Annotated in this window: 14 protein-coding genes and 1 tRNA gene; 11 read left to right on the top strand and 4 right to left on the bottom strand. The window is 62.9% G+C overall.

The window, feature by feature from the left end:
• Window positions 1-47: 47 nt before the first annotated feature.
• On the bottom strand, window positions 48-1,244 hold the full coding sequence (locus AC1P6P_RS10710; RefSeq protein ID WP_481402429.1) for a hypothetical protein: 1,197 nt from the start codon (window positions 1,242-1,244) through the stop codon (window positions 48-50).
• 250 nt (window positions 1,245-1,494) lie between these two features.
• Here AC1P6P_RS10710 and AC1P6P_RS10705 point away from each other — a divergent pair.
• The 4 genes from AC1P6P_RS10705 to AC1P6P_RS10690 all read left to right on the top strand — a co-directional run bounded on the left by AC1P6P_RS10705 (window position 1,495) and on the right by AC1P6P_RS10690 (window position 5,783).
• Window positions 1,495-1,571, top strand: a tRNA-Arg gene (locus AC1P6P_RS10705).
• 224 nt (window positions 1,572-1,795) lie between these two features.
• Complete coding sequence (locus AC1P6P_RS10700) at window positions 1,796-4,117, top strand: ATP-binding protein (protein WP_481402428.1); 2,322 nt, start codon at window positions 1,796-1,798, stop codon at window positions 4,115-4,117.
• The gene (locus AC1P6P_RS10695) at window positions 4,114-4,572 is read left to right on the top strand and encodes a response regulator (RefSeq protein ID WP_481402427.1); all 459 of its coding nucleotides are present in this window, start codon (window positions 4,114-4,116) and stop codon (window positions 4,570-4,572) included. The genes AC1P6P_RS10700 and AC1P6P_RS10695 overlap by 4 nt, the downstream gene beginning before the upstream one ends.
• An 11-nt stretch (window positions 4,573-4,583) precedes the next feature.
• On the top strand, window positions 4,584-5,783 hold the full coding sequence (locus AC1P6P_RS10690) for a hypothetical protein (RefSeq protein ID WP_481402426.1): 1,200 nt from the start codon (window positions 4,584-4,586) through the stop codon (window positions 5,781-5,783).
• 128 nt (window positions 5,784-5,911) lie between these two features.
• Here the strand turns inward: AC1P6P_RS10690 and AC1P6P_RS10685 are convergent, their stop codons facing one another.
• The gene (locus AC1P6P_RS10685; protein WP_481402425.1) at window positions 5,912-8,287 is read right to left on the bottom strand and encodes a glycoside hydrolase family 31 protein; all 2,376 of its coding nucleotides are present in this window, start codon (window positions 8,285-8,287) and stop codon (window positions 5,912-5,914) included.
• Window positions 8,288-8,306: 19 nt separating this feature from the next.
• On the bottom strand, window positions 8,307-10,697 hold the full coding sequence (locus AC1P6P_RS10680; protein WP_481402424.1) for a glycoside hydrolase family 31 protein: 2,391 nt from the start codon (window positions 10,695-10,697) through the stop codon (window positions 8,307-8,309).
• Window positions 10,698-11,163: 466 nt separating this feature from the next.
• Here AC1P6P_RS10680 and AC1P6P_RS10675 point away from each other — a divergent pair, with 466 nt between their 5' ends.
• From AC1P6P_RS10675 to AC1P6P_RS10650, 6 genes are all read left to right on the top strand, one after another.
• A complete protein-coding gene (locus AC1P6P_RS10675; protein WP_481402423.1) occupies window positions 11,164-14,349 on the top strand; it encodes a TonB-dependent receptor in 3,186 nt (1,061 codons plus the stop codon).
• 160 nt (window positions 14,350-14,509) lie between these two features.
• Window positions 14,510-16,609 (top strand): autotransporter family protein, encoded by a 2,100-nt coding sequence (locus AC1P6P_RS10670; protein ID WP_481402422.1) that lies wholly within the window; start codon window positions 14,510-14,512, stop codon window positions 16,607-16,609.
• 146 nt (window positions 16,610-16,755) lie between these two features.
• Window positions 16,756-17,817 carry a glycosyl hydrolase gene (locus tag AC1P6P_RS10665; protein ID WP_481402421.1) on the top strand — a complete coding sequence of 354 codons (1,062 nt, stop codon included), beginning with the start codon at window positions 16,756-16,758 and terminating at the stop codon, window positions 17,815-17,817.
• 50 nt (window positions 17,818-17,867) lie between these two features.
• Window positions 17,868-19,367, top strand: coding sequence for a carboxylesterase/lipase family protein (locus AC1P6P_RS10660; protein ID WP_481402420.1), 1,500 nt, complete (start codon window positions 17,868-17,870; stop codon window positions 19,365-19,367).
• Window positions 19,368-19,396: 29 nt separating this feature from the next.
• Window positions 19,397-21,238 (top strand): glycoside hydrolase 5 family protein, encoded by a 1,842-nt coding sequence (locus AC1P6P_RS10655; RefSeq protein WP_481402419.1) that lies wholly within the window; start codon window positions 19,397-19,399, stop codon window positions 21,236-21,238.
• 282 nt (window positions 21,239-21,520) lie between these two features.
• Entirely contained in the window at window positions 21,521-23,329 is a 1,809-nt protein-coding gene (locus AC1P6P_RS10650) for a glycoside hydrolase 5 family protein (RefSeq protein ID WP_481402418.1), read from the top strand.
• Window positions 23,330-23,337: 8 nt separating this feature from the next.
• Here the strand turns inward: AC1P6P_RS10650 and AC1P6P_RS10645 are convergent, their stop codons facing one another.
• On the bottom strand, window positions 23,338-24,861 hold the full coding sequence (locus AC1P6P_RS10645) for a LacI family DNA-binding transcriptional regulator (protein WP_481402417.1): 1,524 nt from the start codon (window positions 24,859-24,861) through the stop codon (window positions 23,338-23,340).
• An 888-nt stretch (window positions 24,862-25,749) separates the two neighbouring features.
• On the opposite strand from AC1P6P_RS10645, the gene AC1P6P_RS10640 reads away from it, so the two are divergent.
• A partial coding sequence (locus AC1P6P_RS10640; RefSeq protein WP_481402416.1) for a hypothetical protein occupies window positions 25,750-26,462 on the top strand: 713 nt, incomplete at its 3' end.

The raw sequence follows: 26,462 nt of genomic DNA, 5'->3' as shown, positions 1-26,462 counted from the left end.
CGGACAGGAAGTCCTGCCCGCCGTTTCGAAGGCGTGATCGGCAATGCTTAGCGGATGAAAACCCGCACTTCATTGGCCGAGATGCCGGGATCGGTCGCCGATTGCACCGCCAGGCGCGAGGCCGGCACACCCATATCGGTCATCGAGCGCAGCACGTCCTGGGCATGGCGCTGCGCCGCCGTCTGGGCCAGCTGCACCGCCGTCACGGTGCCGCGGGTCGGCGACACGGCGACGATGGAGAATGCCGCGCCGGGACGGCTCTGCAGCGCCTGGGTCAAGGCCGCGTAGAGGATCTGCTGGTAATCGACGTTGGCCTTGTCGAAGCGGATGGTGACCAGCGGCGCGCCGCCACCGACGGCGGCCGTGCGCATGCCGGCGCGGGGCGTGGCAAACATCGGAGCCGACAGATCGGCGCCGTACAGTTCACCATTCTTGATGGCGCTGGCCAGCGTCGTCAGGTTGGCGCGCTCGTTGGCGACATAGGCTGTCTGGCGCTGGATGTCGGCGGACACCTGGGTCATCAGCCGGTCGATCAGCACGATGGACTGGTTGGTTTCGTCCTGCAGCACCGTCAACTGGCGGTGGTCTTCGTCGACGGCGCCGGAGACGTTGAAGGTCACGGCGATCTGGTCGAGCGTCGAATGGGCGGTATTGGACTGGCTGGCGATGGCGCCGCCGAGGGCATTGAGGCTGTTGATGTTGGTCGACAGCTGGTCGAGCGCCGACTGGGCGCGGTTCCATTCGGCGACCAGTTCCGGGTTGCCGCGGGTAGTGCCGATCTGCAGCCGGCTGGTGATGCGGGCGCGGGCGTCATAATACGTGGAAGCGGCCGAGGCACCCGAGCCGCGCAGTTCGCTGTAGCGCTGAGCGTTGGTCTGCAGGCCGGATTGCAGGCCGGCAAGCTGGGCGCGCAGGCTGGCGGCGGTCTTGCCGACGGCGGTGCCGGTGTCGGCGCCGGGCTCGATGGTGACGGGCGTGATGGCGGCAATCTGTCCCGCACCGCTGCCGCTGGCGGCGGCCGGAGCAGACGCCATCGGGGTCGCGGATGGCGCCGGATTATAGGGGGTGGAGGGTGCCGCAGCGACCGTCGTGCCGGCATCCGGCTCGGAACCCGAATCACCGAACAGCATCGAATCGACGTCGGAGCAGCCCGCCAGACCCAGTGATGCGACCAGCATCAAAGCTCCCAGAACGCGCGTCGAAACGCCTGAAATCGCAGCCCGCTCGGCCAATTTCACTGTCATCGCAGCCTCTCCAAATCCGCCCAGGCGCCAAGCCCTGCGGACATCCAGCCCGCCTGCGCCCAAGGGGCGCAAGGTCCGGGGAAGTCTTATCCACCGTCGTGCGCCGGGACAAGGGCAGAGAGTGCGGCTTTCTGGGGGGATTCCGGGCATTTAGTTGGTAATTGCAGGGTCATCGGCGACGAATCGTCATGGCCTTGCGGATCACTTGCGTTTGTCCGCGCCGATGAATAGGTTGCGCGCCCTGAACGCGGCACCGGTAGCTCAGCTGGATAGAGCACCAGACTACGAATCTGGGGGTCGTGGGTTCGAATCCTGCCCGGTGCGCCAGTTCTTTTCCCGAAACAGTCCCGACGTGTTCCAGCCCCATTTCCGGGGGCTGCTGCCGTCGGCTGATTGGATCGACGGCCGTGGCGCGCGGTGAGGACTAGTCTCACTTCAATATCGCAGGCCCGCCTGCAGCCCCGGAACAACCAGCTTTCCTTGACTCCCGCCCCTTCGCACGCAGAAAGTGCGGCGTCTCCATTTCAACATGAGCCAGGGGGGCTGTGGGCGTGAAATGTAAAGACTGGCCGTTCCGGCCTGTGCACATCACCGATGTCACCGCTGACTACAAACACGACCCCGCGTCGCTGCAAGAGGTGCTGGGCGATCTCGCCAAGCTGACCGGTCCCGGGATTCTCTCCCACAGCCATTTGCAGGGGTTTCAATCCGCCATCTCGAGCGCCATCGGGCTTGCCACCACGATCATCGAATTTACGCCCGACGGCGAGGCGGTTCGCACCGATTCGCCATTCCTTGAACGGCTGATGAATCCGGCCTGCCGCAAGCTTCGTGATGGCTGCGACTGTTGCCAGCCCGCGGACATCAAACACGCCGAGCTGTTCCGCAAGCACGACGCCTACACATCGCGCGAGCGGCTGCGTGCCAATGTCGATGACGCCAAGCAACGAGAACACCTTGGCGAAAACGTCGAAGTCGGCGAACATGATGGCCGCGTCTACCTGACCTACGACTGTCCCAACATCGGCTATCGCGAATACGTGTTTCCGATCATCTTCCGGGAAAAGCTGCTCGGCGTTTTCTTTGCCGGCCAGATCATTCTCGACACACGGCAAGACGCGATCCTGGCGCAGATCCGCAGCCTTCCCGAGCGGCTGAAAGGCGGCCCCAAGCTGCCGTTTGCCGAAGAACTTGCCAAGGCGGTCGAGCGGGAACACATCGACTATATCGCCGATCCGAAAAACATAATCGACACGCGCCATCTCGGCGAACTTGTCTCCAAGGTCTGCGATCAATTGACCAAGCTCGAAGGCCAGCTTGGCGACAACCTCAAGCTTCAGCGCAAAATCTATGTCAACGCGCACATCCGCGAAATCATGAAGGACTTCCGCGCCGGTCTTCCACATGATGTCGGCGACGCCGCGGCCACGCTCAAGGCCTTGTGGGAAAGCGCCAATACGGCGTTCGAGGCGGTCGTCAAAGCATTTGACCTTCGCTATGTCGTGCTCTTCGGTGTCAATCAGGTCGCCGTGACAAGCGTCCAGACCCTCCACGTTGTCGCCTGTGCCGGCGATTGTCCGACGCAGTTCGCCGGCAAAGACTCCAAACCGACGCTGAACCTGAAAGCCGTCGAAAAGATTCTCAGTGCGCAATCCGACAAGCGCGAGAGCGTGTTCGTCTATGCTTCCGCAGTTGAAAACGCCGAGTGCCTGGCGGCCCTGGAGAACTGCGATCGCAGGCAGTGCGGCGATTTTGAACTTGTTCTGTTACCGGTCCCACTTCATCCGCAGAGCTCGATCGGTCTTCTGTTCGGCTACAAAGACGACCATCCCCGATCGGCGCCGGAAAATCGTCATGGCGGGGATTTGCATAGCGCACTCGAAGCATTTGGCTCGCTGCTTGCGTCATCGGTCTCAGCGGCGCTGGGCGGTATCGCCCAGAAGATCACCTATGACGTGCTGAAGATCCTCGGCCACGAGTCGGCGCAATTGATTACCGGCATCGACTTGATGCGTGCCAGGCACCTGAGAAATTATGCGACCATCGCGAGCATGTCGCCAGAGAAGGGCGATCATATCTGCCGCAATCTGAATTCATTCCTTCAAAACCTGGGCTATCTTTTCGTCAGCGTGAAATCGCTGCTGCTCGACAAATTCCCGTACCACCCCCTCGAATTCCAGGTCGAACGAGAGTTCCTGTTCAAGTGGAAGGATTTCTATCGCACCGAGACGCGACGCAAGAACCTTCAGGTGCGCATCCCGGAAATCCCCTCCTATGCGTCAGCAGCGTATCCTCCGGTGTGGGCCGACAAGGCCCTATTCGAGCAGCTCGTCTACAACCTCCTCAACAACGCGGTGAAATACAGTCACCGGGGAACGAAGATCCATCTCGACTGCAGCGTCTCCTCCGGCGCCTGGAATGCTCCGCATCGCCTGTCGGTCGTCGATTATGGCGTTCTGATGCCGCCCGGTCGGCGCGTTTATGAACTTTATCACCGGGAGAATAGCTCGATCGAAGGTCTCGGTGTCGGACTATTCCTTTGCCAGCGGATCGCCGATGCTCATGGCGGCCGGATCGATCACGCTTGTCAACTCATATCCCGGTTTAACGTGCCGCGCATGAACCGCTTCCTCAAGGACTTCGAAGAGGGGAACTGTGCCTGGGGCAGCGAGGAACTGTATCGCGAGGTCTCCGCCGAACGCCACCGCATTGCGGATCGTATGGAGGCGATACTTGCTACGGATTTCTGGACCGGCGAGACGATCTACAAGCCCGATCGGCAGTCGTTTACGCGCGAAGATCTCGAAAAGCCTACCTACAAAGTCACCGTGTGGGTCGATCTTCCCAGGCGGTCGCGGGAGCCGAGACGATGAAAATCCTGATTGTGGAAGACAGCGGTGCCGTTCTGTACCCGTTGAACGACGATCTTGAAGACTCCGGCCACGAAGTCTTCACCGCCTACAACGTCGCGCAGGCGCGGGCGGAATGGGACAGCGGGAAAAGCGATGTCGCGCTGCTGATCGTTGACCTCAACATTCCCGCCGACAAGCGCGCGCAAAACGCCGTCGACGAGAAGAACCGGACCAGCGTCATCAAGGAGTGGCACGAACTCGCAGGGTGGATCTGGTTGGAGCAGGAGGGTCTGGTCCGCAAGGACAAGGCGCCGGAGAAAGGATCGCCGAAAATTGCGGTGTTCTCGGCTTACCTCGACGTTTGGCGTGCGCAGGGCTACCGCGAAAGCGATTACCTGGGGGTCAAATTTTTCTCCAAGGCATCAGGGTCGGCAGAAAATTTGTTGGACTATGTGCAGACAATAACAGCGCCGTAGGAGTGCGTGACATGAGCCTCGGCGACAGTGGGGGCGTTACCCGCCCGTCTTTTGGCGCCCAGATCTTGCGGGGGCTGATTTGGCTCCTGCGGCAGATCACGCTCGACCGTCTTTGTGGCTTGGCGTTGCTCGGGTTCGTCGTCCTCGGCGCGGCGCTCTTCTACGCGGCATTCTGTAATCACCAGTATGTGCTGGATTGGACCGTCTACACGACGCTCAGTCACCTCAGACCAAATGCGGTTCCGAGCGCTGACGATCTCGCCAAGCTTGAGGCCGGCGCAAAGGCGTTCGAGGCAGCCCGTTCACAGCTGTTGAGCACCGACGCGATCACTTTTCTGGTCGAGTTGATGATCGTCATCGTCGTTACCGTTGCGGTGAAGGTATTCTCGGGCACGGAAAAAAAATTGAAAAAGGCCGAAGCGAACATCAGCGAAAGCGAGGCGCGTCTCGACGAAGCCGATAAAAAGATCAGGCTGGCCGAACAGCGCCTTGACGAGGCACGCCAGATATACCGGCAGCTGGCCTCCTCCATCGGCGCGACCAGCGCCAGTCTGTCGGCGTCGACCTTGGCGGGCATGGTGGATCGCAATCTTGACCGGCTCGCCAATGAACTGGCCATAACCCAGTCGACTGAGGAAGGCGAGACTATTTGCGGGGTTATGGATGACTGGCTTAAGAGCCTCAAGGATACGCTTACCGATCACCATCTGGTTCGAGTCGGCATCCCGAGAAATGCGTTCAATGCCCTTTGCCAGGGCGTGGGACGGATCGATTCTCAACTCAAGACAATAGATATTTCGCTCCGGAAGGATCTACGTGATACCCAGGCGCGGATCGACGAAATCGTCCGTGCCTGGCTAGTATCGGCGAATTCGCCGGAGCCTCACGACGTCATAAAAGGCGCGCATCGTCTGCGCGAGCTCGCATCCCTGGCGCAGAAGCTGAGTTTGGTGGCTGAGGCCGATGCAGGCGCACTGGTCTCGGGACTCAAGCCGATGTTTCCCAAGCACGAATTTGACAACTTCAACATCTTGGGAGCTGTGATAAAGCAGTTCCAAGAGCAAGAGATTCATCTTCAAAACGTTCTCGCGCATCAGTCCCACCTGAGCCGGCTACAGGACACCATCAAGAAGTGTCGCGAGGCTTTGCCCGAAGAACTTTATCAGCATTGGGAACAGTTCAGCCGGCAGCTCAAGGGCCCAAAGTCCTGATCGGACGTTGCGGTCGATCCAATCGGCGCCCCGCGCACCGCCGCATCAAACGCCGTTTCCATATATCACCACCAAAAAAGCAGCGGCTTGCGCCGCTGCTTGGATGTCGTGCGGAAATAGTCGGGTGGTTACTGCAGCACCAGCCGCCGTGCCCGCTCGGCATTGAGGCGGATGCTCACGTAAGGCCCGAACTTGTCCTTGCCGGTGGTCCAGTGTTCGCCGGCGTCGAGCGCACCTTTGGCGAATTTCACGCCGTCGCTGGTGACGGTCTTGGCCGCCACACCGTGGATGCGGACGAAATAGGTTTTCAGCGCCGGTTGATAATGCCCGCTCGGTGCCGCGATGGTGAGGATGGTGCGCGCGGCTTGGCGTTCGGCGGTGATGGTCTGGCGGTAGAAATTGTCCTTCTCATAGCTATAGCTCGAGCCGTCGTCGTCGTAATAGGTGAACGCGGCCGTCTGGCTGGACGGGAACACATCCAGCGTCACCTCGCCGACCGGCGTCTGGCCGACGAAATCCTGCGGCGGCTGGCTGGCGATGATCGATCCGGCGCGGACGAACAGCGGAATGTCGCTCCAGGTTTTCGCATCGATCTGGTATTGCAGCACCTTGCCGCCGCTGAGGCGGGTGCCGCGAAAGTAGTCGTACCAGGTGCCGGCCGGCAGATAGACCGAATGAATGCGCTCGCCTTCGTTCACCACCGGCGACACCAGCAGCGCATCGCCGAACATCCAGGCGCCGCTTTCGTCGGCCACCTTGGGATCGTCGGGGAACTGCCAGAACAGCGGCTCAACGATGCCGATGCCGGTTTCGGCGGCGCGGCGCTCGAACGAATAGATGTAAGGCAAGAGCGCATAGCGTAAGCGGATCGCGCCCGTCGCGGCGGCTTCGGCGGCGGCGCCATAGGCCCAGGGATAGCGCTTCTCGCCGCTGACGCCGTGGACGCGGTCGATCGGCACGAAGGCGGCGAACTGCATCCAGCGGGCATAGTTCTCGTCCGAGGGATGGCCGACGAAGCCGCCGGCATCCATGGTCCAATGCGGTTCGCCGGTGTTCAGCGCCGACAGCATGCGGGCGCGCTGGCCGCGCATGGTGACGAAGCCGGTCTGGATGTCGCCCGACCATTCGCCATAGGCGTAGCGCTGTGCCCCGGCGTAGAAATTGCGGTTGATGCTCCAGACCCGCACGTCGGCGTCGGAACGCTGGCCGTCATAGACGGCGCGCTGCATGTTGAAGAACTGGAAGTTCTCGTTGGTGTTGTCGGCTTCGTCGTTCCACCAGCCGACCATGCCGGCATGGAACGACGGCGCCAGATGCTGCCAGTACCAGGCGCGGGTTTCCGGCTTGGCGAAATCGAGGTCGCGCGCCGGCCGCTCGGTGACATAATCGATCACCGCCGGCAGGCTCGAAAGCCACAGATTGTGCTCGTCGGCATAGCGCGCGGCTTCCTGCATCTCCGTCGTGCTGCCGTCCTTGTAGAGGATGACGCGCGGTTTCAGGATGCCGGCCATTTTCACGCCCATACTCAGCATGTCGGCGGCGAATTTTCCGGATGCGCCATTGGGGAAGGTGTCGGGATTGCGATCGCCGGCACCCGAGGTGCTGTTCCAGCGCCATTCGCCGTAATTGTCCTCGCCCCAGGCCTTCCAGTCGAAGTCGAGAATGAAGGCATCGAGCGGAATGTGCCGGGCGCGATAGCCGCCAGCGATCTCCTTGATGTTGGCCTCGTTGGTGCCCCAGATGCTGTGAATGAAGCCGAGGCTCCATTTCGGCGGCAACGGCGGGCGGCCGCTGAACGAGGCGAACCGCGCCATGGTCTCTTTCGGCGCCCCGGCGATCAGGAAATACTCCACGTCATCGCGCGAATTGCCGTTGAACAGCACCTTGCCGTCGCGGGTGTTGAAGACGCCGCCGGCGGAGTCGATCAAGACACCGAAATGGGTGGTGAAGAACCACGGCGCGCCGGAATCGCCCTGGCCGCCGGCGGCGACGATGGCGCCGTGGTTGCGCAGCATGGTGTGGCCGTTGTCGTGCCAGTCGAGACCGCGCATGCCGTAGAGATTCTCGCCGGCCGGATGCTCGAAGACGACGTCGTGATATTTGGCTTCGTTGATCGCATCGACCTGGCGGGCAATCTCATGGCCGGCGGCGTCGACGACGCGGATCGCGTTGGGATATTTGCGGCTGACGAACACCGTCAGCTTCTCCGACCGGATCACGTCGGTATCGCCTTGGTGGCTGATGGTCACGCCCGCGTACGGCGTCGTGGTCAGCTTGGGATCGAGCACCAAGGTGCGATGGCCGCTGGTTTTGCCGCGCGGCTGCACCGTGACGTGCACGACATTGGCATCGATCAGTTCCACCTGCATGGTGCCGTTGTCGGTCGTTACTTCCACGACGGCGGGATTGGCGGGTTCTGCCCAAACCGCATCCGGTGTGGCGAGCAAAAGGGTTGAAGCCAGCAGAAGCGCTTTCAGCGTCGCGCGCGGGAATGTCGTCGGCATTAATGTCTTTCCTGAGAGCTTAAAGGCGAACCTCGAGCCGGGTGCCGTGATATTGCACGACGCGGCCGCCGGTGGTGGAGGTGTCGCCGGTTTCATGGCCGGGTTTGACGATTACGACGCGGAACGTCTTTTGTGCGGCCATGCCGGGGAACGATCCCTGGCGGTCGGCGATGGTGAGGGTGCGGGTAATGTCGTTCCACACCATCCCGATCCAGGCGCGCTGGCCCTTCTCGTAGCCATAGCTCTCGCCGTCGTCCTCATAGAGGCTGAAGCAGGCGTCGGCGCCGGGATAGATGCGCAACGTCACTGGCTTGTCGCGGTCCTGTCCGGTGTGTTCGATCTCCGGGCCGAACGGCAGGATGGTGCCCGCTCGAACATAGATCGGCATGATCGCCAAGGGCGTGGCGCGCTGCACGCTCTGGCCGCCGGCCAGGTGCGCGCCGGTCCAGAAATCGATCCAGTCGGCACCCGCCGGCAGATAAACCGAGCGGGATTTGGCACCGGCTTCTGTGACGGGCGCGATCAGCAGCGACGGGCCGAACAGGAATTCGTCGGTGATGTCGAGCGCCTTGGTGTCGGTGCGGAAATCGAAGGCGAGGGCGCGCATCGGGGTGTAGCCCGCTTCGGTGGTGCGGGCCGCGACGCTATAGATATAGGGCATCAGGCGATAGCGCAGCTTGTCGTAGCTGGTCAGGATCGCCTGCGCCTTGGGACCATACGACCACAATTCGTTCTGGTCGTTGGCGCGGGTGCCGTGGACGCGGAACACCGGACTGAAGCTGCCGTACTGGAACCAGCGCACGAATACTTCCTGATAGGCGGGGTCCGAGGTGTCGCCGCCGACGAAGCCGCCGATGTCGGTGGTCCAATAGGGCAGGCCGGTCATCGCGAAGTTGAGACCGGCGGGAATCTGGCGCTTCAAGGTTTCGAAATTGGTCGCGGTATCGCCCGACCACACCGCGGCGGCGTTGCGCTGTTGTCCGGCGAAGGCGGAGCGGGTGAGGGTGAAGACGCGCTTGGCGCTGCCGGCCTCACGCTGGCCGTCGTAGACTGCCTTGGTCGTCATCAAGGGATAGATGTTGGCATAGCGGGCGCCGTTGCCGAGCGCGGTGGCGACGCCGGCAAGCACCGGGCCGTGTTCTTCGCCGAAACTGTCGAGCGGCTCGGTCGAATCCATCCACAAGGCATCGACGCCGATGTCGTAATAGGCCTGCTTGATCTGCTTCCAGTAGAGCGCCCGCGCGGCGGGATTAAGGGCGTCGTACATCCGGCTGCCGGGAACGTATTCCGGAATCTGGTTCTCGCCGCCCGCCAGGAAGAAGTTGTTCTTGGCCATCTCGTCGTAGGTGGCGCTGCCCGGCTCGAACAGTGGCCACACCGACACCATCAGGCGGACGTCTTCCTTGTGCAGCGCCTCGACCATGTCGCGCGGCGACGGGAAGTTGCTGTTGAAGACGCGCGAGCCCATCTTGGTCTCGTAGCCGGCGTCGAGGATGATGGCGTCGAGCGGGATGTGCAGGGCCCGGTAGCGGCCGGCGACGTCGAGCATCTCCTTCTGGCTGCGATAGCCGAGCTTCGACTGCCAATAGCCGTAGGCCCACTCTGGAAACAGCGGCGCCGGGCCGGTCAGGGTGCGATAGGCCGAAATGATGTGGTCGAAGTCGGGACCATAGAAAAAGTAATAGTCGACCGCGTCGGCAACCGCCGAGCGCAGGGTGACGACCTGCTGGAAGCGGTTATTCCAGTTCGTCGCCGACATGTTGTTCCAGAACACGCCGTAGCCCTTCGACGACAGATAGAAGGGAATCGAGACGTTGGTGTTGTCCTGGGTCAGCTCCATTTCGAGATTGCGCTGGTTCAAAAGCCCGTGCTGGTGCTGGCCAAGACCATAGAACCGCTCCTCCGGCGTGGTCGCGAACCAGATCGCGGCGCGATTGGTGGCGAGGCCCGCGGTGGTGGTCGGCGTGAGCGTGCGTGGGAAAGGCCAGTCCGATTCCGACAGCAGCGATTTGCCGGCGTGATCGAGGAAGCGCACGGCACCGCTGGCGCGATTGACCGAAATCTTGAGATCGGCAGTGGTGACCTCGACGTTCTTATCGTTTTCGGCGACGGCGAACGGCGAGCCGCCGCACGCGGAATCGGCGACCACCGGATTGGACAGCTCGGGAATCTTGGCGCCAGGCGCAAAGGTGATGCGAACCTGATCGGCGGTGCAGGGCTGGATGCGCAGGACGCCGTCTTTCAAATGCACGAGCAGGTCGTTCGGCTGGCGTTCGATCCGGACGATGACATTGCGGTGCTGCAGGGCTTCCTGGGCGCCCGCGGGGCTCAGCGCGGCCAAAGCGGCAGAGAGCATCAGGAGTGCGCGCGATACGTTCAGCGTCCTCGCAGTGGCGGCCTGGTCTTGCATCAATCCTCCTGCCGGGCCTCGGAGCCCGTGGCTGGGTTTTATAGGACGTCGCTGGCGAAGCGACGGGACGCGATGGTGCGGCTGAACCCGCCTGCCGGGGCAGCCCACGAGGTTTGCCGCGAAATCGCCAGCGCGGAATAAAATCGCGCCTATAAATAGGCAAGGATGCGATGTCGCGGCTTTACCGCCCTGACGCACCTCGAAGCGGGCCGGACTTGCCGATCTGCCCCTTGGGGCAAATTTCAACTATTTGAAAACAAAAGGAAAAATTATATCCCCCTTACCAGGGTCGCATTTTTACAACGGAAAGCAAAAAAGGTAAGGCGCTTACCAAAACAAATGGAAAGCGTTTTCAACTGTGCCTATAGTCCGCCCCGAGCAGTGGCCACGGGAGGGGTGCTTCCGGCTGCGCCAAAAAACCAAGAACGACGGGAAGCAAGAATCTGTTTTTGGAGAGGACGCCCAAATGAAGCGTAGTGAATTGTGTCGAGCCGTCTCTGGGACGGCCAAAACGAAATCCTATCTATTCTGTACCGCGGCGGTTGCCGCGTTGGCGCTGACGACGTCGGTTCAATCGGCGTCGGCGGCGGATACCGACCAGATGGAAACCATCGTCGTGACCGGACAGCGGGCGGCTATCGCCTCCGCCATTCAGGTCAAGGAAGCGTCTGACGTGATCGTCGACTCGGTGTCGGCTGAAGACGTCGGCCGTTTGCCCGACAACTCCATCACCGAAGTTCTGCAGCGCGTGGCGGGTGTCAATGTCACGCACATCATGACGGGCGGCAGTTCCGAAACCTTCACCGGCGAAGGCACCGGCATTCAGATCCGCGGCCTGACCAACGTGGTCAGCGAACTCAACGGCCGCGACAGTTTCAGCGCCATCAACGGCCGCAATCTGGCGTGGGAAGACATCCCGCCGGAACTGGCCCAAGGCGTCGACGTCTACAAGAGCCTGTCGGCGGTGATGGATGAAGGCGGCTTCGGCGGCGTCGTCAATCTGCGCACCCGCCAGCCGTTCGACTTTGATGGGTTATCGGCGGCCGCGACCTTGACTGGCAACTTCGCCGACTATTCGCAGAAGGGCCACCTCGGCGGCGTCGGCTTCATCAGCGACCGCTGGAACACCTCGGTCGGCGAAATGGGCCTGCTGCTGAACGTCGCCTATTCCGATCTGGCGACCCGCGCCGACGGCATCCAGGTGTCGCCGTATTTCCCGCAAGTGTGGGACCCGGGCCTGCAGAGCTCGACCATTCGCCTTCCCTATCTCGGCGATCCCGGCGCCAAGGAAGTCTACGTGCCGGGCGGCATCGACTTCAACCGCAGCGACAACGACCGTACCCGCCTCGGCCTCTACGCCGCTTTCCAGTGGCGCCCGAATGACAAGCTCGACCTGTTCGCGACCTTCTTCCGCTCGCGCTACACGTCGAACTCGCTGGTCCACGCGATGTACGTCAACGGTTCGGCCAACGTGGTCCTGACGCCGGACAGCAAGTCGACGTTCGACGCCAACGGCAACCTGACCTCGACCACCGGCATGTCGAACTTCATGTATGTCGGCAGCGCCGATCTCGGCAGCGGCACGGCGTCGGGCTGGAACTACCAGCCGATCCCGTACGACTTCCAATCCTATCGCGATCACAGCATCAACACGACGAGCGACTATTCGATCGGCGGCAACTGGCAGCCGACCAACAACTTCCTCGCCAAGTTCGCGCTGCAGTTCGTCGATTCGCGTTCGCAGCAGAACAACAACGGCGCCTATGCCTACGCGTTCCTCGCAGACTACTCGCTGGCGCTGAGCCCGTATGGCAGCTCGAAGACGCCGACCTTGACGATGTCGACGAATACCATCGACCTCGCCAACGCCAACAACCTGACCTGGCTGTCGACGATGGATCACCTGCGCAGCGACCGCGGCCAGGAATTTGCCGGCTATCTCGACACCACCTACAACTTCAGCAACCACGGCCTCTTGCGCGACCTCAAGACCGGTCTCAAGGTCACCTATCGCGGCGAGCGCGATTTCGAGACCAACTGGAACAACCGGGACCTGACGCCGTGGTACGGCAGCGGCATCAACGCCCAGGGCCAGTACGAATCCCTCTACACGTTGGGCTTCCATTATCTCTCGGATAATCCGGCCTATTCGCAGAAGTACGACATGTCGACGCTGTTCAACGGCCAGACCGGCCTGCCGTCGGCGATCGTGTTCCCGTCGGTCAAGGCGCTGACCGAAAGCTACACCACGATGCACAAGCTGTTCGGCGCGCCGGGCGACACCGCCACCGCCATTCAGTTCGCGCCGACCGATCTTTCCAAGATCACGGAAACGTCGATCACGGGCTATGCCCAGCTCGACTTTGCCGACGAAACCCACTTTATCGTGCCCTTCAATGGCAACGTCGGCGTGCGCGTCGCGGGCTATCGCGATCACTCGAGCGGCTTCTTCCAGATCCCGGCGATCATGTTCCCGACCGCCTTCGTTCCGGTCACCGACTGGGTGGCGACCGGCTCGCCGCTGCAGATCCACGATCCGGGCTACTCGGTCGCGAACACACTGCTGTTCACGTCCAAACAGAGCATCACGCCGCGTTCGGGCGGCCACTCCCAGGTCGACGTTCTGCCTTCGATCAATTTGCAGTTCCTGCCGTCCGATCACCTGCATATCCGCCTCGCCTTCTCGCAGGGCGTATCGCGTCCGAGCTTCTACCAGATCGATCCGCGCGGCGGCGCCTACGGCAACTACGTCGGCACCTACGAAAGCTACTTCACCGGCAGCCAGGGCAATCCGAGCCTGAAGTCGGAGAAGGCCGAGCAGTTCGATGGCTCGATCGAGTATTACTTCCCGTCGGGCGGCCAGATTCACGTTTCGCCGTTCTACAAGAAGATCCACAACTTCATCTCGACCGAACGCGTCACCCAGAACACCACCCTGCCGCTGATCATCTCCAGCGGCGCCAAGGGGCACACCTACAATGGCGTGACCGACATGGGTTGCCCGGACGTCGAGTACAACGCGACCTGCAATCTGTCGGTGCCGACCGACGTCACCGAGTTCTTCAACGAAAGGGCGACCGCGACGGTCGATGGCTACGAAGTCGGCCTGCAGAAGTATGCCAGCTTCCTGCCGGCACCGTTTGACGGCCTCGGCGTCGATATCAACTACACCTACATCGACTCAAAGCAGCCCGGCGCGCTGGCCTTCGACATCCGCGGCAACAGGATCAACAACCTGCCGCTGACCGGTTTGTCGAAGAACACCTACAACGCCTCGGTGATGTTCGATAAGGGCCCGATCTCGTTCCGCCTGGCCTACAACTGGCGCGACGACTTCCTGGTCTCGACCGCGGCGTGGGAAACGGCCGGCACCTATAACTACCTGAACAATCTGCCGCCGATCGGCGGTCAGACGGCAGGCCAGCAGGGTGCAGTCACGAGCTATGCGCTTCCGGTCTTCCAGTATCCGTCCGGGTCGTTGGATCTCAACTTCACCTACTCCCTCACCGACAACGTCGCTTGGACGCTGGAAGCCTCCAACCTGACGCAGGAAGTGTCCCGCCTCTACATGGGCATGGGCAACGAGCGCGTGAACCGCAGTTGGTACGTCGCCGACACGCGGTACACCACGCAGATCCGGGTGAAGTTCTGACGGCCTTTTCTGTCTTCTGCCGGGTGCACCAGCATCCGGCGGCGGACGGAAGCGCCACTGCATTACACAGGCGGCCACAGGCTGCCGAATTTGGGAGAGTTCTATGATGGAAACGCACGCGAGAAATGTTCGCCGTCGGCTTCGTCAATCCGCCAGTACCATGATCATTGCCGCCGCCTGCTTCGGCGCGGCCCAGGCACAAACGATCCTGTCGACCGGCAACACGCCGTATCTTCTCGACAAGACCACCGACAAGACCGTCACCATCGCGTCGGGGACCGACGCCCTGTTGGTGTCGCAGTATTCGCAATGGGAAGCCTACCCCAGCACCAGCTATCCAGCCTTGTCGATCGTCAGCGCCAACGCCCTCGACGGGACGGCGGGCGCGCCGGTCATCAACATCGAACAGGGCGCATCGCTGCGCATCACCGGCGGCCAGACCCAAGGTTGGGGTGCCTGGTGGCGCCTGACCAACATGATCAACTCGAGCGGCACGGTCATCGTCGAAGCCTGCGGCGACGGCACCGTGCATTTCAACGGCAACACCAACCTTCTCGGCACGCTCCAGCTGCTTGACGGCGCCGCGCTCGACCTCGGTGAAGCCTGGACGACCTCGTCGGTCACGTTCGGCGCCAACTCGAACATCCAGATGGGTGCCAACACCTACATCTATCTGAGAATGCCGGGTAGCTGGACGTCGACACTCGGCGGCATCATGACGTCGACCGATGCCACCGCCAAGCTCGAGCTGGTGCAGGGCACGCTGGTCATGGACGGCCAGAACACCAAGGCCAATCCCTACCTCGGCCAGATCATTCTCGATCCGGGCGCGGTCTTCATGGTCGGCGATGCGACCCATCCGGGCGCCATTTTCGGCGATCCCAATCGTACCGACGGCTCGGGCATGACGCTCAATGTCACCCGCACCAACGGCACTGCCGCGTCGCTGCGCGGTTACGGCACGATCTATGCCGTGGTCAACAATTCCTCGGGCATCGTCAAGCCCGGCGGCACCTCGGGCTCGCTCGGCACCTTGACGGTCTCGAAGTACACCCAAGGCTCGACCGGCACGCTGCAGGTCGAAATCTCTCCGACCGGCGCCTCCAAGCTCAACGTGCTCGGTGCGGCGACCGTCGGCGGCAGCCTGATGGTGACGATCGACCAGGGTTCCTACGGCAATTCGATCTTCCCGATCCTGTCGGCGGCGTCGGTCAGCGGCTCGTTCGCCAACGTCTCGACCAACGGCAACACGGCGGGCGCGATCGTCGGTCTGTCGGTCACCAGCACCGGCTACAGTGTGGTGACCGAAAAGGCCACCAGCGCCCAGGCCACCGGTCACATGGTGCAGGCGAACCGGACCAACATCTACGACTTCAACCACGCCTTGTTCGATCGCATCGACATGGGCCTTCCGGGGGCCGGTGCCGCCAAGGCGCGCGACGGCGGCGAGCTCTCGGTATGGATGACACCGTTCGGCCAGCTCGAGAGCGTCGGCCGCGGCGGTCTCGGCTATTCGACGACGACCGGCGGCCTCGACGCCGGCGCCCAATACAAGCTGCCGTGGCATGACGCGGTGGTCGGTATTGCCGGTTCGTATGCCAACCAGACCATGGACGTGCGCGGCGAGGATTCCAATGCCTCCTCGAACACCTATGACGTGGCCGCGTACGGCGGTGCCAGCGTGAAGAACGCCCGCATCGACGGCACGGTGTTCTACAACTCGTATGACGGCAAGATTCACCGCAATCTCGTCGGCAACGGCACCGCACAGTCGGCTCCGACCGGCTGGGCGTGGGGCGGCTCGCTGCAGGTCTCGACCAGCTACGTCAACGACATCGTGTCGCCATACCTGCGCGGAATCTTCGCTCGCGTGCATCAGGATGCTGCGACCGAAACCGGTGGTGGCGCCCTGGCGCTGCAGTACCAGTCGATCGACAAAGACACCTTCATGGGTGATGTCGGCGTGCGGCTGCACCTGCTGCGTCCCGAGCAGGGCCGGCGCATCGAGGCCAGCCTGCTGGTCGCGCTTGAGCACGACTTCACCAAGGGCGGTGAGCTCGTCGGTGGCCAGTTCGCGACTCTGACCGGTTCGGACTTCACCTACAGCTGGAAGGGCAACGACAAGAATGCCGTCCTGGTCGGGGTCGATGTTGCCGGTCCGATCACCAACGGGATCGAACTGTTCGGCCGCGTCAACGGCCGGTTCACCAACTACAGCCGGGCCGGCGAAGTTTCCGTCGGAGGCCGCTACCGGTTCTAAGGAATGCTCTGGCGGCGGTGGAAGGGCTAGCCCCTACCTCGTCCGGAAGCCGTCGCCAGATGCAGCTATGCAGTGCACTTATGCCCTTCCTCTCCCGGTTAGCGCATCGTTTGCGTGATATTGCTGTAGCTTTTGGCCTGGGTTGGATGCTTTTGTCGGCGTCCGCCCAGGCTGCCTCTTCCGATACTATCGCCGCCAAGAAGGCGGCCATCCTCGGCGAAATCGCTCAACTGCAGCGGAGCGGCCAATCGCTGGTCGGCGTGCAAGTCAACGAATACGAAGTCTATCTCGATTGCTCCTCGGCCGAACGCCTTGAGGAGATGACCGGCAAGCGTCCGGCCGTGCTCGGCCTGGAGCTGATGAATGCCATCGCTGTTCCCCCCTATCACACCTATCTCATCGATCGCGCGGCGGCGCAGTCCGCGGCCGGCGGCCTCGTCACCCTGACCTGGCACGCCCGCATGCCGCTCGAGAATTGTTTGCGCGGCGAGGTTTTCGAATGCGTCCAGCGGCCGATGTCGGAGGTCGATTTCAAGGCGCTGCTGACCCCGGGCACGCCCGAACATGCCAAATGGCTGGCCGATGTCGACGCCATGGCCGCAACGCTGCAGCTCCTCAAGGATCGCAACATCGTCGTCCTGTTCCGTCCCTATCACGAGATGAACGGCGGCTGGTTCTGGTGGGGCAAGAAGGATGGGTTCGCGCAGCTGTGGGATGCGCTTTATGACGAACTGGCGGTGCGCCAGAAGCTCGACAACCTGATCTGGGTGTGGTCGCCCAACAGCGGTCAGACCGAAGCCGGGCTCTATGCTCCCAAGCGCCACAAGCCCGATATCGTCGGCGTCGACGTCTATCAGGAAAGTTCGGACAGCCCCGAGTTCGCCAGCGGGCGCGCTGCCGTCATGGCGCCTTTCCCCGGAACGCCGTTTGCGCTCGCCGAGTCGGGCAAGGTGCCGTCGCCGGCGATGCTGGAAAAGATCAATCCCGCCTGGGTGCTGCTGTGGGGCGGGGAATATCTCAACGCCGCCTGGTCGCGCAAAGGCGAGTGCAAATCCTGCAACACGCCGGATCTGGTGCGCGCCTTTCTCGCCCAGCCGCGCATGCTCGCGCTCGGCGACATGCCGGCGCCAGTGAAGGCTGCGATGGCTGCCGGTGTCGTGGCGCCGAAGCCGCGGCCGAAAGCGGTCTGTCCTGTGCCTTTGCCCTGACGGCCCGGCCGTCCACGGAGTGCTGTGTCTGTTCCAAGCGAGTGCGATCCATGCGGTTCCAAGATGTGTTGCGGTGTGCGGTCTTCGGCGTTCTCACGGCGGGCGTGATCGCCGCGCCCGGCACCGCGGCGGATCGCGAGGTGACCGGCGGCATCGTCCACGGTGTCGATGGCAGCGGTGGCGACACGCTGTTCTACGGCATTCCGTTTGCCGCGCCGCCGGTCGGGCCGTTGCGCTGGAAAGCGCCGCAGCCGGTGGTCGCCTGGCAGGGCGTGCGTGACGCCACCACACAGGCGCCGCCGTGCCTGCAGAAAATCCAGATCGAGAAGACATCGGAAGATTGCCTGACCCTCGACGTGCACGCGCCCAAGAACGCCGATCATCTGCCGGTGATGGTGTGGATTCACGGCGGTGCCAACCGCGCCGGGTCCAATGCCGGCTATACCGAATCGACCATCGTCGAGCGCGGTGTCGTGCTGGTGACGGTGCAATATCGCCTCGGCATTTTCGGCTTCCTGTCGCATCCCGCCTTGAGCGCCGAAGCCAACGGCGCCTCCGGCAATTACGCCATCATGGATCTCGTCGCGGCGCTGAAGTGGGTGAAGGCGAACATTGCGAATTTCGGCGGCGATCCCGGCAACGTCACCCTGATCGGCCAGTCGGCCGGCGCCCAGGACACCGGCATCCTGATGCTGTCGCCGCTGGCGCGCGGTCTGTTTCACAAGGCGATCCAGGAAAGCGGTTCGGCCGGCCTCGGCTATGTGCCGCGCACGCTGGCTCAGAATGAAAAGCTGGGCAAGGACCTCGTGCGCTTCGCCGGCCTTGCCGAGGGTCCCGACGTGGCGGCGCGCTTGCGCGCCGCGCCCGGTGCGTCGCTGCTCGATGCGGCCGAGAAGCTGGCACCGACGACGATCGACAATCCGACCTTCATGTGGGACCAGCTGGTCGTCGATGGCCTGGTGGTGCCGCGCGATCCGGCCGCAATTCTTGCACGCCATGACGAGGCCAAGATGCCGCTGATCACCGGCATTACCGCGCGCGAGATTGCGCTGCCGGGCGGAGTGGCTGCGGTTCGCCTAGCCGTGGCGGCCGGTTTCGGCGACAAGGCGGCGCTGGCGCTGAAGCTCTATGGCCTCGACGGCACCGACAATCCTGCCGACGATCCGCTGTTCGGCAGCATCGCCACGCGCGTCTCGACCGATCTGATGTTCCGCTGTCCGTCGGCGTTCACCGCCACGCGCCATCATGCGGGCGGCCAAAAAGTATGGCAGTACCAGTTCGATCTCGGCTCCTACGGCTCCAATATGCCGGTCGAGCACGGCGCCGAACTGTCCTATGTTTTCGGCTGGCAGCCCAAGGGGCTGGCGCATTGGCCGCCGCTGCAGGAATACTGGACCAACTTCGCCAAGACCGGCGATCCCAACGGCAACGGTCTGCCGGCGTGGAAAGAACTCGGTACCGCCAAGAACTATCTCGAATTCACCGCTGAAGGGCCGGCGGCGCGCACCGATCTCGCCGGCAGCGTCGCGCCGCTCTGCACCCGGCCTTAGAGCTCTCGCTTGACCTTGGAGAAACCGCCATGCGCCATCGCAGCCCGCTTTGTTTGGCGATCCTGGCCGCCGTCCTGTCGCTGATGCCTTCCGCGCATGCCTTCGACCGTTTCGTTACGGTCAAGAACGGTATGCTGATGGATGGCGACAAGCCGTTCCGCTTCGTGTCGTTCAACGTGCCGAACCTCAACTACACCGAAGACGACATGCGTTTCCGGCAGATCAATCCCTATCGTCTGCCGACCGAGTTCGAGATGCGCGACCTGTTCGCGACCATCAATGCGATGGGCGGGCAGGCGATTCGCATCTACACCGTGCCGGTCAAGAGCGCCAGCTTTCCCGCCGGGGCGCCGACCTATGTCGTGGCGCCGGGAAAATTCGACGAGGAATCGTTCCGCCGCCTCGATCTGATGCTGGCGCTGGCCAATCAGTACGGCGTGCGGATCATTTTTCCGCTGGTCAACAACTGGCAATGGATGGGCGGGCGGCCGAATTACGCGGCGTTCCGCGGCAAGAGCGAGAAGGACTTCTGGACCGATCCCCAGCTGATCGCCGATTTCAAGGCCACCATCCGCCATGTGCTCGAGCGCCGCAACACCGTCACCGGCACGCTCTACAAGGACGACAAGGCGATCCTGTGCTGGGAGACCGGCAACGAATTGCAGGCGCCGTTCGCCTGGACGGTGGAGATCGCCCGCACCATCAAGTCGATCGACCGCCATCATCTGGTGATGGACGGCGGCCGTGGCGATCATGACGAGATCGCCCCCTCGGTGCAGCCGGGCGCGCTCGACGAGCCCTCCATCGACATCGTCACCACGCACCATTACGAATCCGATGTCAGCCGCATCGTCGGCGACATCAACGGCAATATCGCCGCCATCGGCCACAAGAAGGCGTATGTCATCGGCGAGTTCGGGTTTGCGCCGACGCCGGTGAACGCGGCCATTCTCGATACGGTTGTCGGTGCCAACAACGACATCTCCGGCGCCCTGTTCTGGAGCCTTCGGTTTCACGACGACGACGGCGGCTATTATTGGCACTTCGAACCGTTCGGCGGGCGGCTCTACAAATCGCTGCACTGGCCGGGCTTCGCCTCCGGCGCGGCCTATGATGAAGCCGGCATGATGGCGTTGATGCGGAAGAAGGCATTCGCAATCCGCGGCCTCACGGAACCGCTGGTTGCCAAGCCCGCGGCGCCGGAACTGCTGCCGTTTGCCTCGGTTGGCGATATTACCTGGCGCGGGGCCATGGGCGCATCGAGCTACAGCGTCGAGCGCGCGAGCCAGACCGGCGGACCCTGGACGGTTGTCGCCGCCGATGTCTCCGATGCCGACGTGCCCTATTTCCCGCTGTTCAATGATACCGGCGCGACGCTCGGCGAGCGCTACTATTACCGGGTCGTGGCCCGCAATGGCGCCGGGGCGTCGCCGCCGTCGAACGTCGTCGGGCCGGTGACGGTCGCTTATAAGGTCAAGCTTGATACCATGAAGGACCTGTCGCTGGTCCACGCGGCGACGGCGGTCGCGGCGGTGACGGGTGATGACCGCAGCTTCAAGGAGATCCGCAATCGCCTTGCCGGCGCGGCCGGATCGGAAATTGTCTACCAGGTGCCGGGCGCTTTCGTATCGTTGTCGCTTTATGCCTTCGAACGTTCGCCCACACCGCAACTGCGCCTGTTGGCGTCCGACGACGGCAAGACCTGGCGCGCGCTTGATGTTACGCCCGAGACGTATGCCAGCAGCGAATCCAATTACGATTATTGGTCGCCGCGACTGTATCGGCTGTCGGCAACTTCGGCGGCGCGATTCCTCAAGATCGTCTTCGTTGGCAACGCTGAACTGGCGCGGGCGGAAATCGCTTACCGTTAACGGCAAGCGATCTGGCGCTCCTGCGCGCCAGAGTTGTTGGTCGAGAATGCTCAAGCGGCGCGGCGTGCGGGCGCCCGCTTTGCCACAAGCTCGCCGCAATCTCACGGTGGGGTGTTCACGTCGTCGGTGGTCTCGACAAGGGGCAATATGACTTCCATCAATGCTCGAAATCCGGCTGGTACGCCCATGGTTTTGGTCTAAATTGCGTCCGAATTCCTCTTCGCCCTCGGCGTGACCGGCAGGCGAGGTAACGCCCTGCCTGTAGTCGTGCTTGGTATCATCATGGCCCCTGCGACATCCGCATTCGAGCACTTCATCAGCGTCGATCACGGCGTGCTGATGGATGGGCGCAAGCCATTCCGCTTCGTCTCGTTCAACGTTCCCAATCTGAACTACATCGAAGACGACATGCAGTTCCGGCGCTCCAATCCGTATCGGCTGCCGACCGAATACGAAATGCGCGATGCCTTCGCCACCGTCGCCGAGATGGGTGGGCGGGTGCTGCGGATCTACTCGTTTCCGGTGAAGTCCGTTGAGTTTCCGCCTGAGGCGCCGAGCTATGTGCTCGCCCCGGGCCAGTTCGACGAGGACTCGTTTCGCTGTTTCGATTCGATGCTGGCGCTGGCCAACGAATACGGCATCCGCATCGTGGTGTCGCTGGTCAGCAATTACCAGTGGATGGGCGGGCGCCCCGGCTACGCCGCCTTTCGCGGCAAGCAGCCCAACGACTTCTGGACCGACCGCGAGCTGATCGACGATTTCAAGGCCACCATTCGCTACGTGCTGGGCCGCACCAACACGGTCACCGGCGTGCCCTATCGCGACGACAAGGCGATCCTGTGCTGGGAAACCGGCAGCGAACTGTTCGCCCCTTTTGAGTGGACGGCAGAGATCGCCCGTTTCATCAAGTCGCTCGATCCCAATCACCTCGTGATGGACGGCGGCCGCGGCGATTTCAGCAACGCGGTGCCCTCGGTGCAATACGGCGCCCTGGTCGAGCCGGCGATCGACATCGTCACCACCCATCACTACGAGACAGATCCGTCGACGATCCCGGCGCATATCGAGAACAACATCCGCACCATCGCCGGCCGCAAGGCCTACATCATCGGCGAGTTCGGATTCGTCTCGACCGAGGATGTCGCCACGGTGCTGTCGAACGTCATCGCGCGCTCCGACGGCGTCGTCGGCGTGCTGCTGTGGAGCCTGCGCTTTCATAATCGCGACGGCGGCTTCTATTGGCACAGCGAACCGTATGGCGGCATCCATAAGGCGCTGCATTGGCCGGGATTCCCCTCCGGTCAGGCCTACGACGAAGCCCACATGCTGCGGGTCATCCGGCGCAAGGCGTTCGAGATCCAGGGCATGCCGCCGCCGCAAGTCTCGGCGGTGCAGCCGCCGGTGCTGCTGCCGATCGACAGCGTCACCGCGATCTCCTGGCGCGGCGCGATGGGCGCCACCGGTTATGTCGTCGAGCGCGCCGAGGCGGCCGAAGGTCCGTGGGAAACGGTCGGCCCCAATGTTTCGGACAGCGCCACGCCGTATTTTCCCTTGTTCAACGACACCAGCGCGGTGGTCGGCGGGCGTTATTATTATCGCGTGCGCTCGATCAACAGCGTCGGCGCCTCAATTCCCTCCAACGTCGTCGGTCCGGTCACGGTCGCCTATCGCTCCAAGATCGACACCATGCGCAGCCTCGACGAGGCCACCTTCTTCAAGAAGGTCGAACCGGTCAGCGGCAACGACCGCAAATACAAGGAAATCCGCAACCGGCTGGCGGGCAATGCCGGTTCGGAGCTGGTCTACAGCGTTCCGGGGCGGTTCAGGAGCTTCGTGCTGCACGCCTTCGAGCAGACCCAGAAATCCTCTCTGACGCTGCTCGGCTCGGTCGACGGCAACAGCTGGACGGAACTCGATTATGCCACCGAGTCCTTCTCCAGCATCGAGACGATCTATGATTATTGGCGGCCGAAAATCTATTCGCATTCCGGCACCGAACCGTTTCGGTTCGTCAAGATCGTGTTCACCGGCGTTGCCCATCTGGCGCGGGCCGAGATCACCTATCTCAATCGGACCCGCAAGCCCGCGTAAGCGCAGCCCTAGCGCAATGGCGGCGGGGCGGTGGAATCGCGGATCACCAGTTCGTGCATCAGGTATTGCAGCATCGGGCTGCCGCTCTTGCCGTTCTTGAGCAGCAGGTCGACGGCGGCCGAGGCCATTTCGCGGATCGGCTGGCGGCAGGTGGTCAGCTGCGGCCACACCAGCTTGGCGGCCATCGAATCATCGAAGCCGGCGATCGAAATGTCGTTGGGCACCTTCATGCCGAGACGCTGCGCCGCCACGATCGCGCCCGCCGCCATGTCGTCATTGGCGGCAAAAATCGCGGTCGGCGGATCGTCCTGCACCAGCAGCTGCTCGGCGGCGTCCTTGCCCGATTGAAAGGTGAAAAAGCCCTGGGCGCACAGGCTGTCGTCAAGCGGCAGGCCGAAATCATCGAGCGCCGAACAATAGCCTTCGAAACGGCCCTTGGCGGCACTCTGGTCGGGATGGCCCTTGATGAAGCCGACGCGGCGATGACCCAGGCTGATCAGATAGGCGGTCATGTCGTAGCCGCACTTCTGCTCGCGGATGCCGATGGTTGGCAGCTTCTCGACATAAGTACCGGCCGAAATGCGCACGCATGGCGTCTGGGTGCGGATCACCTCGTCGATGACTTCCGGCATGTCGCACAACGGCGGCGCCAGGATGATGCCGTGCAGGCCCGAACTGGCGAGCAGCGTCGAGATCGCCTGGCCGAGGTTTTCGGTATGGGCATTGAGCGGCTCGACCACGAGGTGGTAGCCGGCGTCGCGGCAATGGGCGAGGGCGCCCTGTTGCAGCTCCGAGATGTAGCCCATCGACGGGTTGTCGTAGAGCAGCGCGATCAGATAGGAGCGCTCGCTGGCCAGCCCGCGGGCAAAGACATTGGGCCGATAAGACAGAGCGCGGATCGCTTCGAGCACGGCGGCGCGGGTCTTGGCGCTGACGTTGGGGCGATTGTTGAGCACCAGCGACACGGTCTTGATCGAGACGCTGGCGAGCTTGGCGACGTCGAAGATGCTGGCCGGCTTGCCGGTGGTTTCGGATTTGGCTGGGGTCGGGTTCTGCCGCTGCGCCGCCTTCTCGCTGGCCCAGCGATTGACGAAATCGAGCAGCGAGCTGCTCGGGTGCAGGCCCTGGTCGGCGTCGGTGCCGGCCAAACATTCGCGGAAGATGGTGCCGAAACGGCGATCGCCGATCGGCGGCAGCAAGCCGATGCGGCCGGGGTCGAACGAGGGATGGTACTGCAGCTCCTTTTCGCCGCAGAGGAACTGGTAATAGGGATTCTCGGCCCAGCGCTGGCACAGGACCTCGTCCGACAGCTCATAAAGCTGCTTGAGGATCGCCAGACCGACGGTCAGGCGGGCGCCGAGCGCCAGATCCTCGCCGGGGCGGACGAAGGTCTGGACATAGATCTTTTCGAGTTGGCGCCAGTTGATCGCCTCGGTCAGTTCCACCAGCACATGGCTGTGGTCGACAATCTGGTCGAGCGAAAGCGCCGTCGGCCCGGTCGCAGTCGACCGCCGGCTTTTAGTCCGCCGCATGGGGACCTCCCCGGGCTCGGCGAGCTCCTGCAGAACGGATTGATGCGTTCACGCGTGTGCGACCCATCAGCTGTTCAAGCGCCTCCAGCGATAAGACTTATCATCCGGAGCAGGCTTGTGAAAATCGAAGTTTACGGAAGGACATCACCTTCTTTGCTGGCGTCGAGAGACATTGGACGGACCACTTCGCCGGCGAGGCGTCGCGGCCTTCTCGTCGGGGTTGGGCAACGTTCACAAAGTGCGGGGAGCCATATTGCCGCGCCCGAGTGCTGCGCCAGAATGATGTCTGCTTGGGCTGTTCTATACCCCCTTGTCAATATTGGAAAAATTGGCGTCCGCGTGGGTAAACTTGTTTTGCCGGCGACGCGCTGCGGCTCATAGTAAAACGTTTTCTTATATACTTGGAAAGCGTTTTCAGACGGCCTAGATTAGACGCCTGTGGATGCCGGGCAGCGGGCCGCAATAAGGCTGTCGTCGGGTGTGCAGAGTTGTTCGTCATGGGGTTTCGGCGTGCGCGTTATCAACACCAATCTGACCTCTGCTCCGCACCACAGCGATCGAACGTGTTGGTTTGCTGCACCGCGATGTGGCGCTGCGGCGTGCCGCCCGGCGCAGCGTTCGCGCGCCGTCATGAGTTTTTATGCGCCCTGGTAACCCTCCCGCTCCCAGGCGTGCTGGCGGGGGCTGTGACGAGCGGCTCCCGTCCTGTCTTCAATCCCCTCGCCCGATCGCCGGACCGGGACGTGGAAACCCGTTGGCCGGATGGCGACTATGACGATGCCGCACCTTTCTGTTGATCTGCCGGTTGGGCGTCGATTGTCGCGCCATCAGGGCGGTGCAATCATCGCGCCTGACGGGGCAGGGTCCAAGCGGGGGCGGAATGGCGCCATGAAATGCTGGCTTGTTGGCGGCATCCTGGCGCTGGCGCTGGCGCTGGGCGGTGCGGCCGTTGCCGGACCGTCCGGCGTGGTGGTGTTCGAGGACAAGGGTTTTCCTGCCGCCGACAGTCAGCCGGTGCCGGCCGCGCTGCTGCACCGCGTCTTCAAGGGCGCCGATTTTGCCGCCGCCGATCATCTGGCGCTGACGCTGCAGCGCGCCGACACCAAACTGCTCGTGCTGCCCTTCGGATCGAGCTTTCCCGAAGCGCAATGGCCGGCGATTGAGGCGTTTCTCGTGCGCGGCGGCAATCTGCTGACGCTCGGGGGGCGGCCGTTCACCCGCCCCGTGGTGCGTCAGGGCCGCCACTGGACGGCGCAGCCCGAGAATTACGCCTTTGCCCGCCGCCTGCTGATCAGCGATTACCAGAAGACGCCCGGCGCCGCCGGATTGACGCGGGCGGCGGCGCGTCCCGAGTTCGAAGGCTTGCGCTGGCAAGCGGCCTATAGTGCGGTGATCCGGCTCAGCCAGCAGGAAAGCGCCAAGCGGGTCGGCGGCAGCGGCACCTTCGATGCCACCGAGCGCGCGCTCATCTGGGGCGAGAAAGACGGCCACCGCATCGCCGCGCCGGTGATCGCCATCGACCACCTGCAGAACGATTTCGCCGGCGGGCGCTGGGTGATGCTCAACGCCGATGTGTCGTGGCACGGCAAGGGGGCGGAAGC

This window comes from Rhizomicrobium sp., assembly GCF_056722145.1.
The sequence above is the reverse complement of the archived record's forward strand: the minus strand, read 5'-3'. Positions and strand labels throughout refer to the sequence as shown.

Excerpts from the sequence above, each read along its gene's own strand:
- AC1P6P_RS10650 (WP_481402418.1), top strand. The coding sequence starts at position 21,521 with ATGGCCCCTGCGACATCCGCATTCGAGCACTTCATCAGCGTCGATCAC.
- AC1P6P_RS10655 (WP_481402419.1), top strand. The coding sequence starts at position 19,397 with ATGCGCCATCGCAGCCCGCTTTGTTTGGCGATCCTGGCCGCCGTCCTG.
- AC1P6P_RS10690 (WP_481402426.1), top strand. The coding sequence starts at position 4,584 with ATGAGCCTCGGCGACAGTGGGGGCGTTACCCGCCCGTCTTTTGGCGCC.
- AC1P6P_RS10695 (WP_481402427.1), top strand. The coding sequence starts at position 4,114 with ATGAAAATCCTGATTGTGGAAGACAGCGGTGCCGTTCTGTACCCGTTG.
- AC1P6P_RS10680 (WP_481402424.1), bottom strand. The coding sequence starts at position 10,697 with ATGCAAGACCAGGCCGCCACTGCGAGGACGCTGAACGTATCGCGCGCA.
- AC1P6P_RS10645 (WP_481402417.1), bottom strand. The coding sequence starts at position 24,861 with ATGCGGCGGACTAAAAGCCGGCGGTCGACTGCGACCGGGCCGACGGCG.
- AC1P6P_RS10675 (WP_481402423.1), top strand. The coding sequence starts at position 11,164 with ATGAAGCGTAGTGAATTGTGTCGAGCCGTCTCTGGGACGGCCAAAACG.
- AC1P6P_RS10665 (WP_481402421.1), top strand. The coding sequence starts at position 16,756 with ATGCTTTTGTCGGCGTCCGCCCAGGCTGCCTCTTCCGATACTATCGCC.
- AC1P6P_RS10660 (WP_481402420.1), top strand. The coding sequence starts at position 17,868 with ATGCGGTTCCAAGATGTGTTGCGGTGTGCGGTCTTCGGCGTTCTCACG.
- AC1P6P_RS10670 (WP_481402422.1), top strand. The coding sequence starts at position 14,510 with ATGATCATTGCCGCCGCCTGCTTCGGCGCGGCCCAGGCACAAACGATC.
- AC1P6P_RS10685 (WP_481402425.1), bottom strand. The coding sequence starts at position 8,287 with ATGCCGACGACATTCCCGCGCGCGACGCTGAAAGCGCTTCTGCTGGCT.
- AC1P6P_RS10710 (WP_481402429.1), bottom strand. The coding sequence starts at position 1,244 with ATGACAGTGAAATTGGCCGAGCGGGCTGCGATTTCAGGCGTTTCGACG.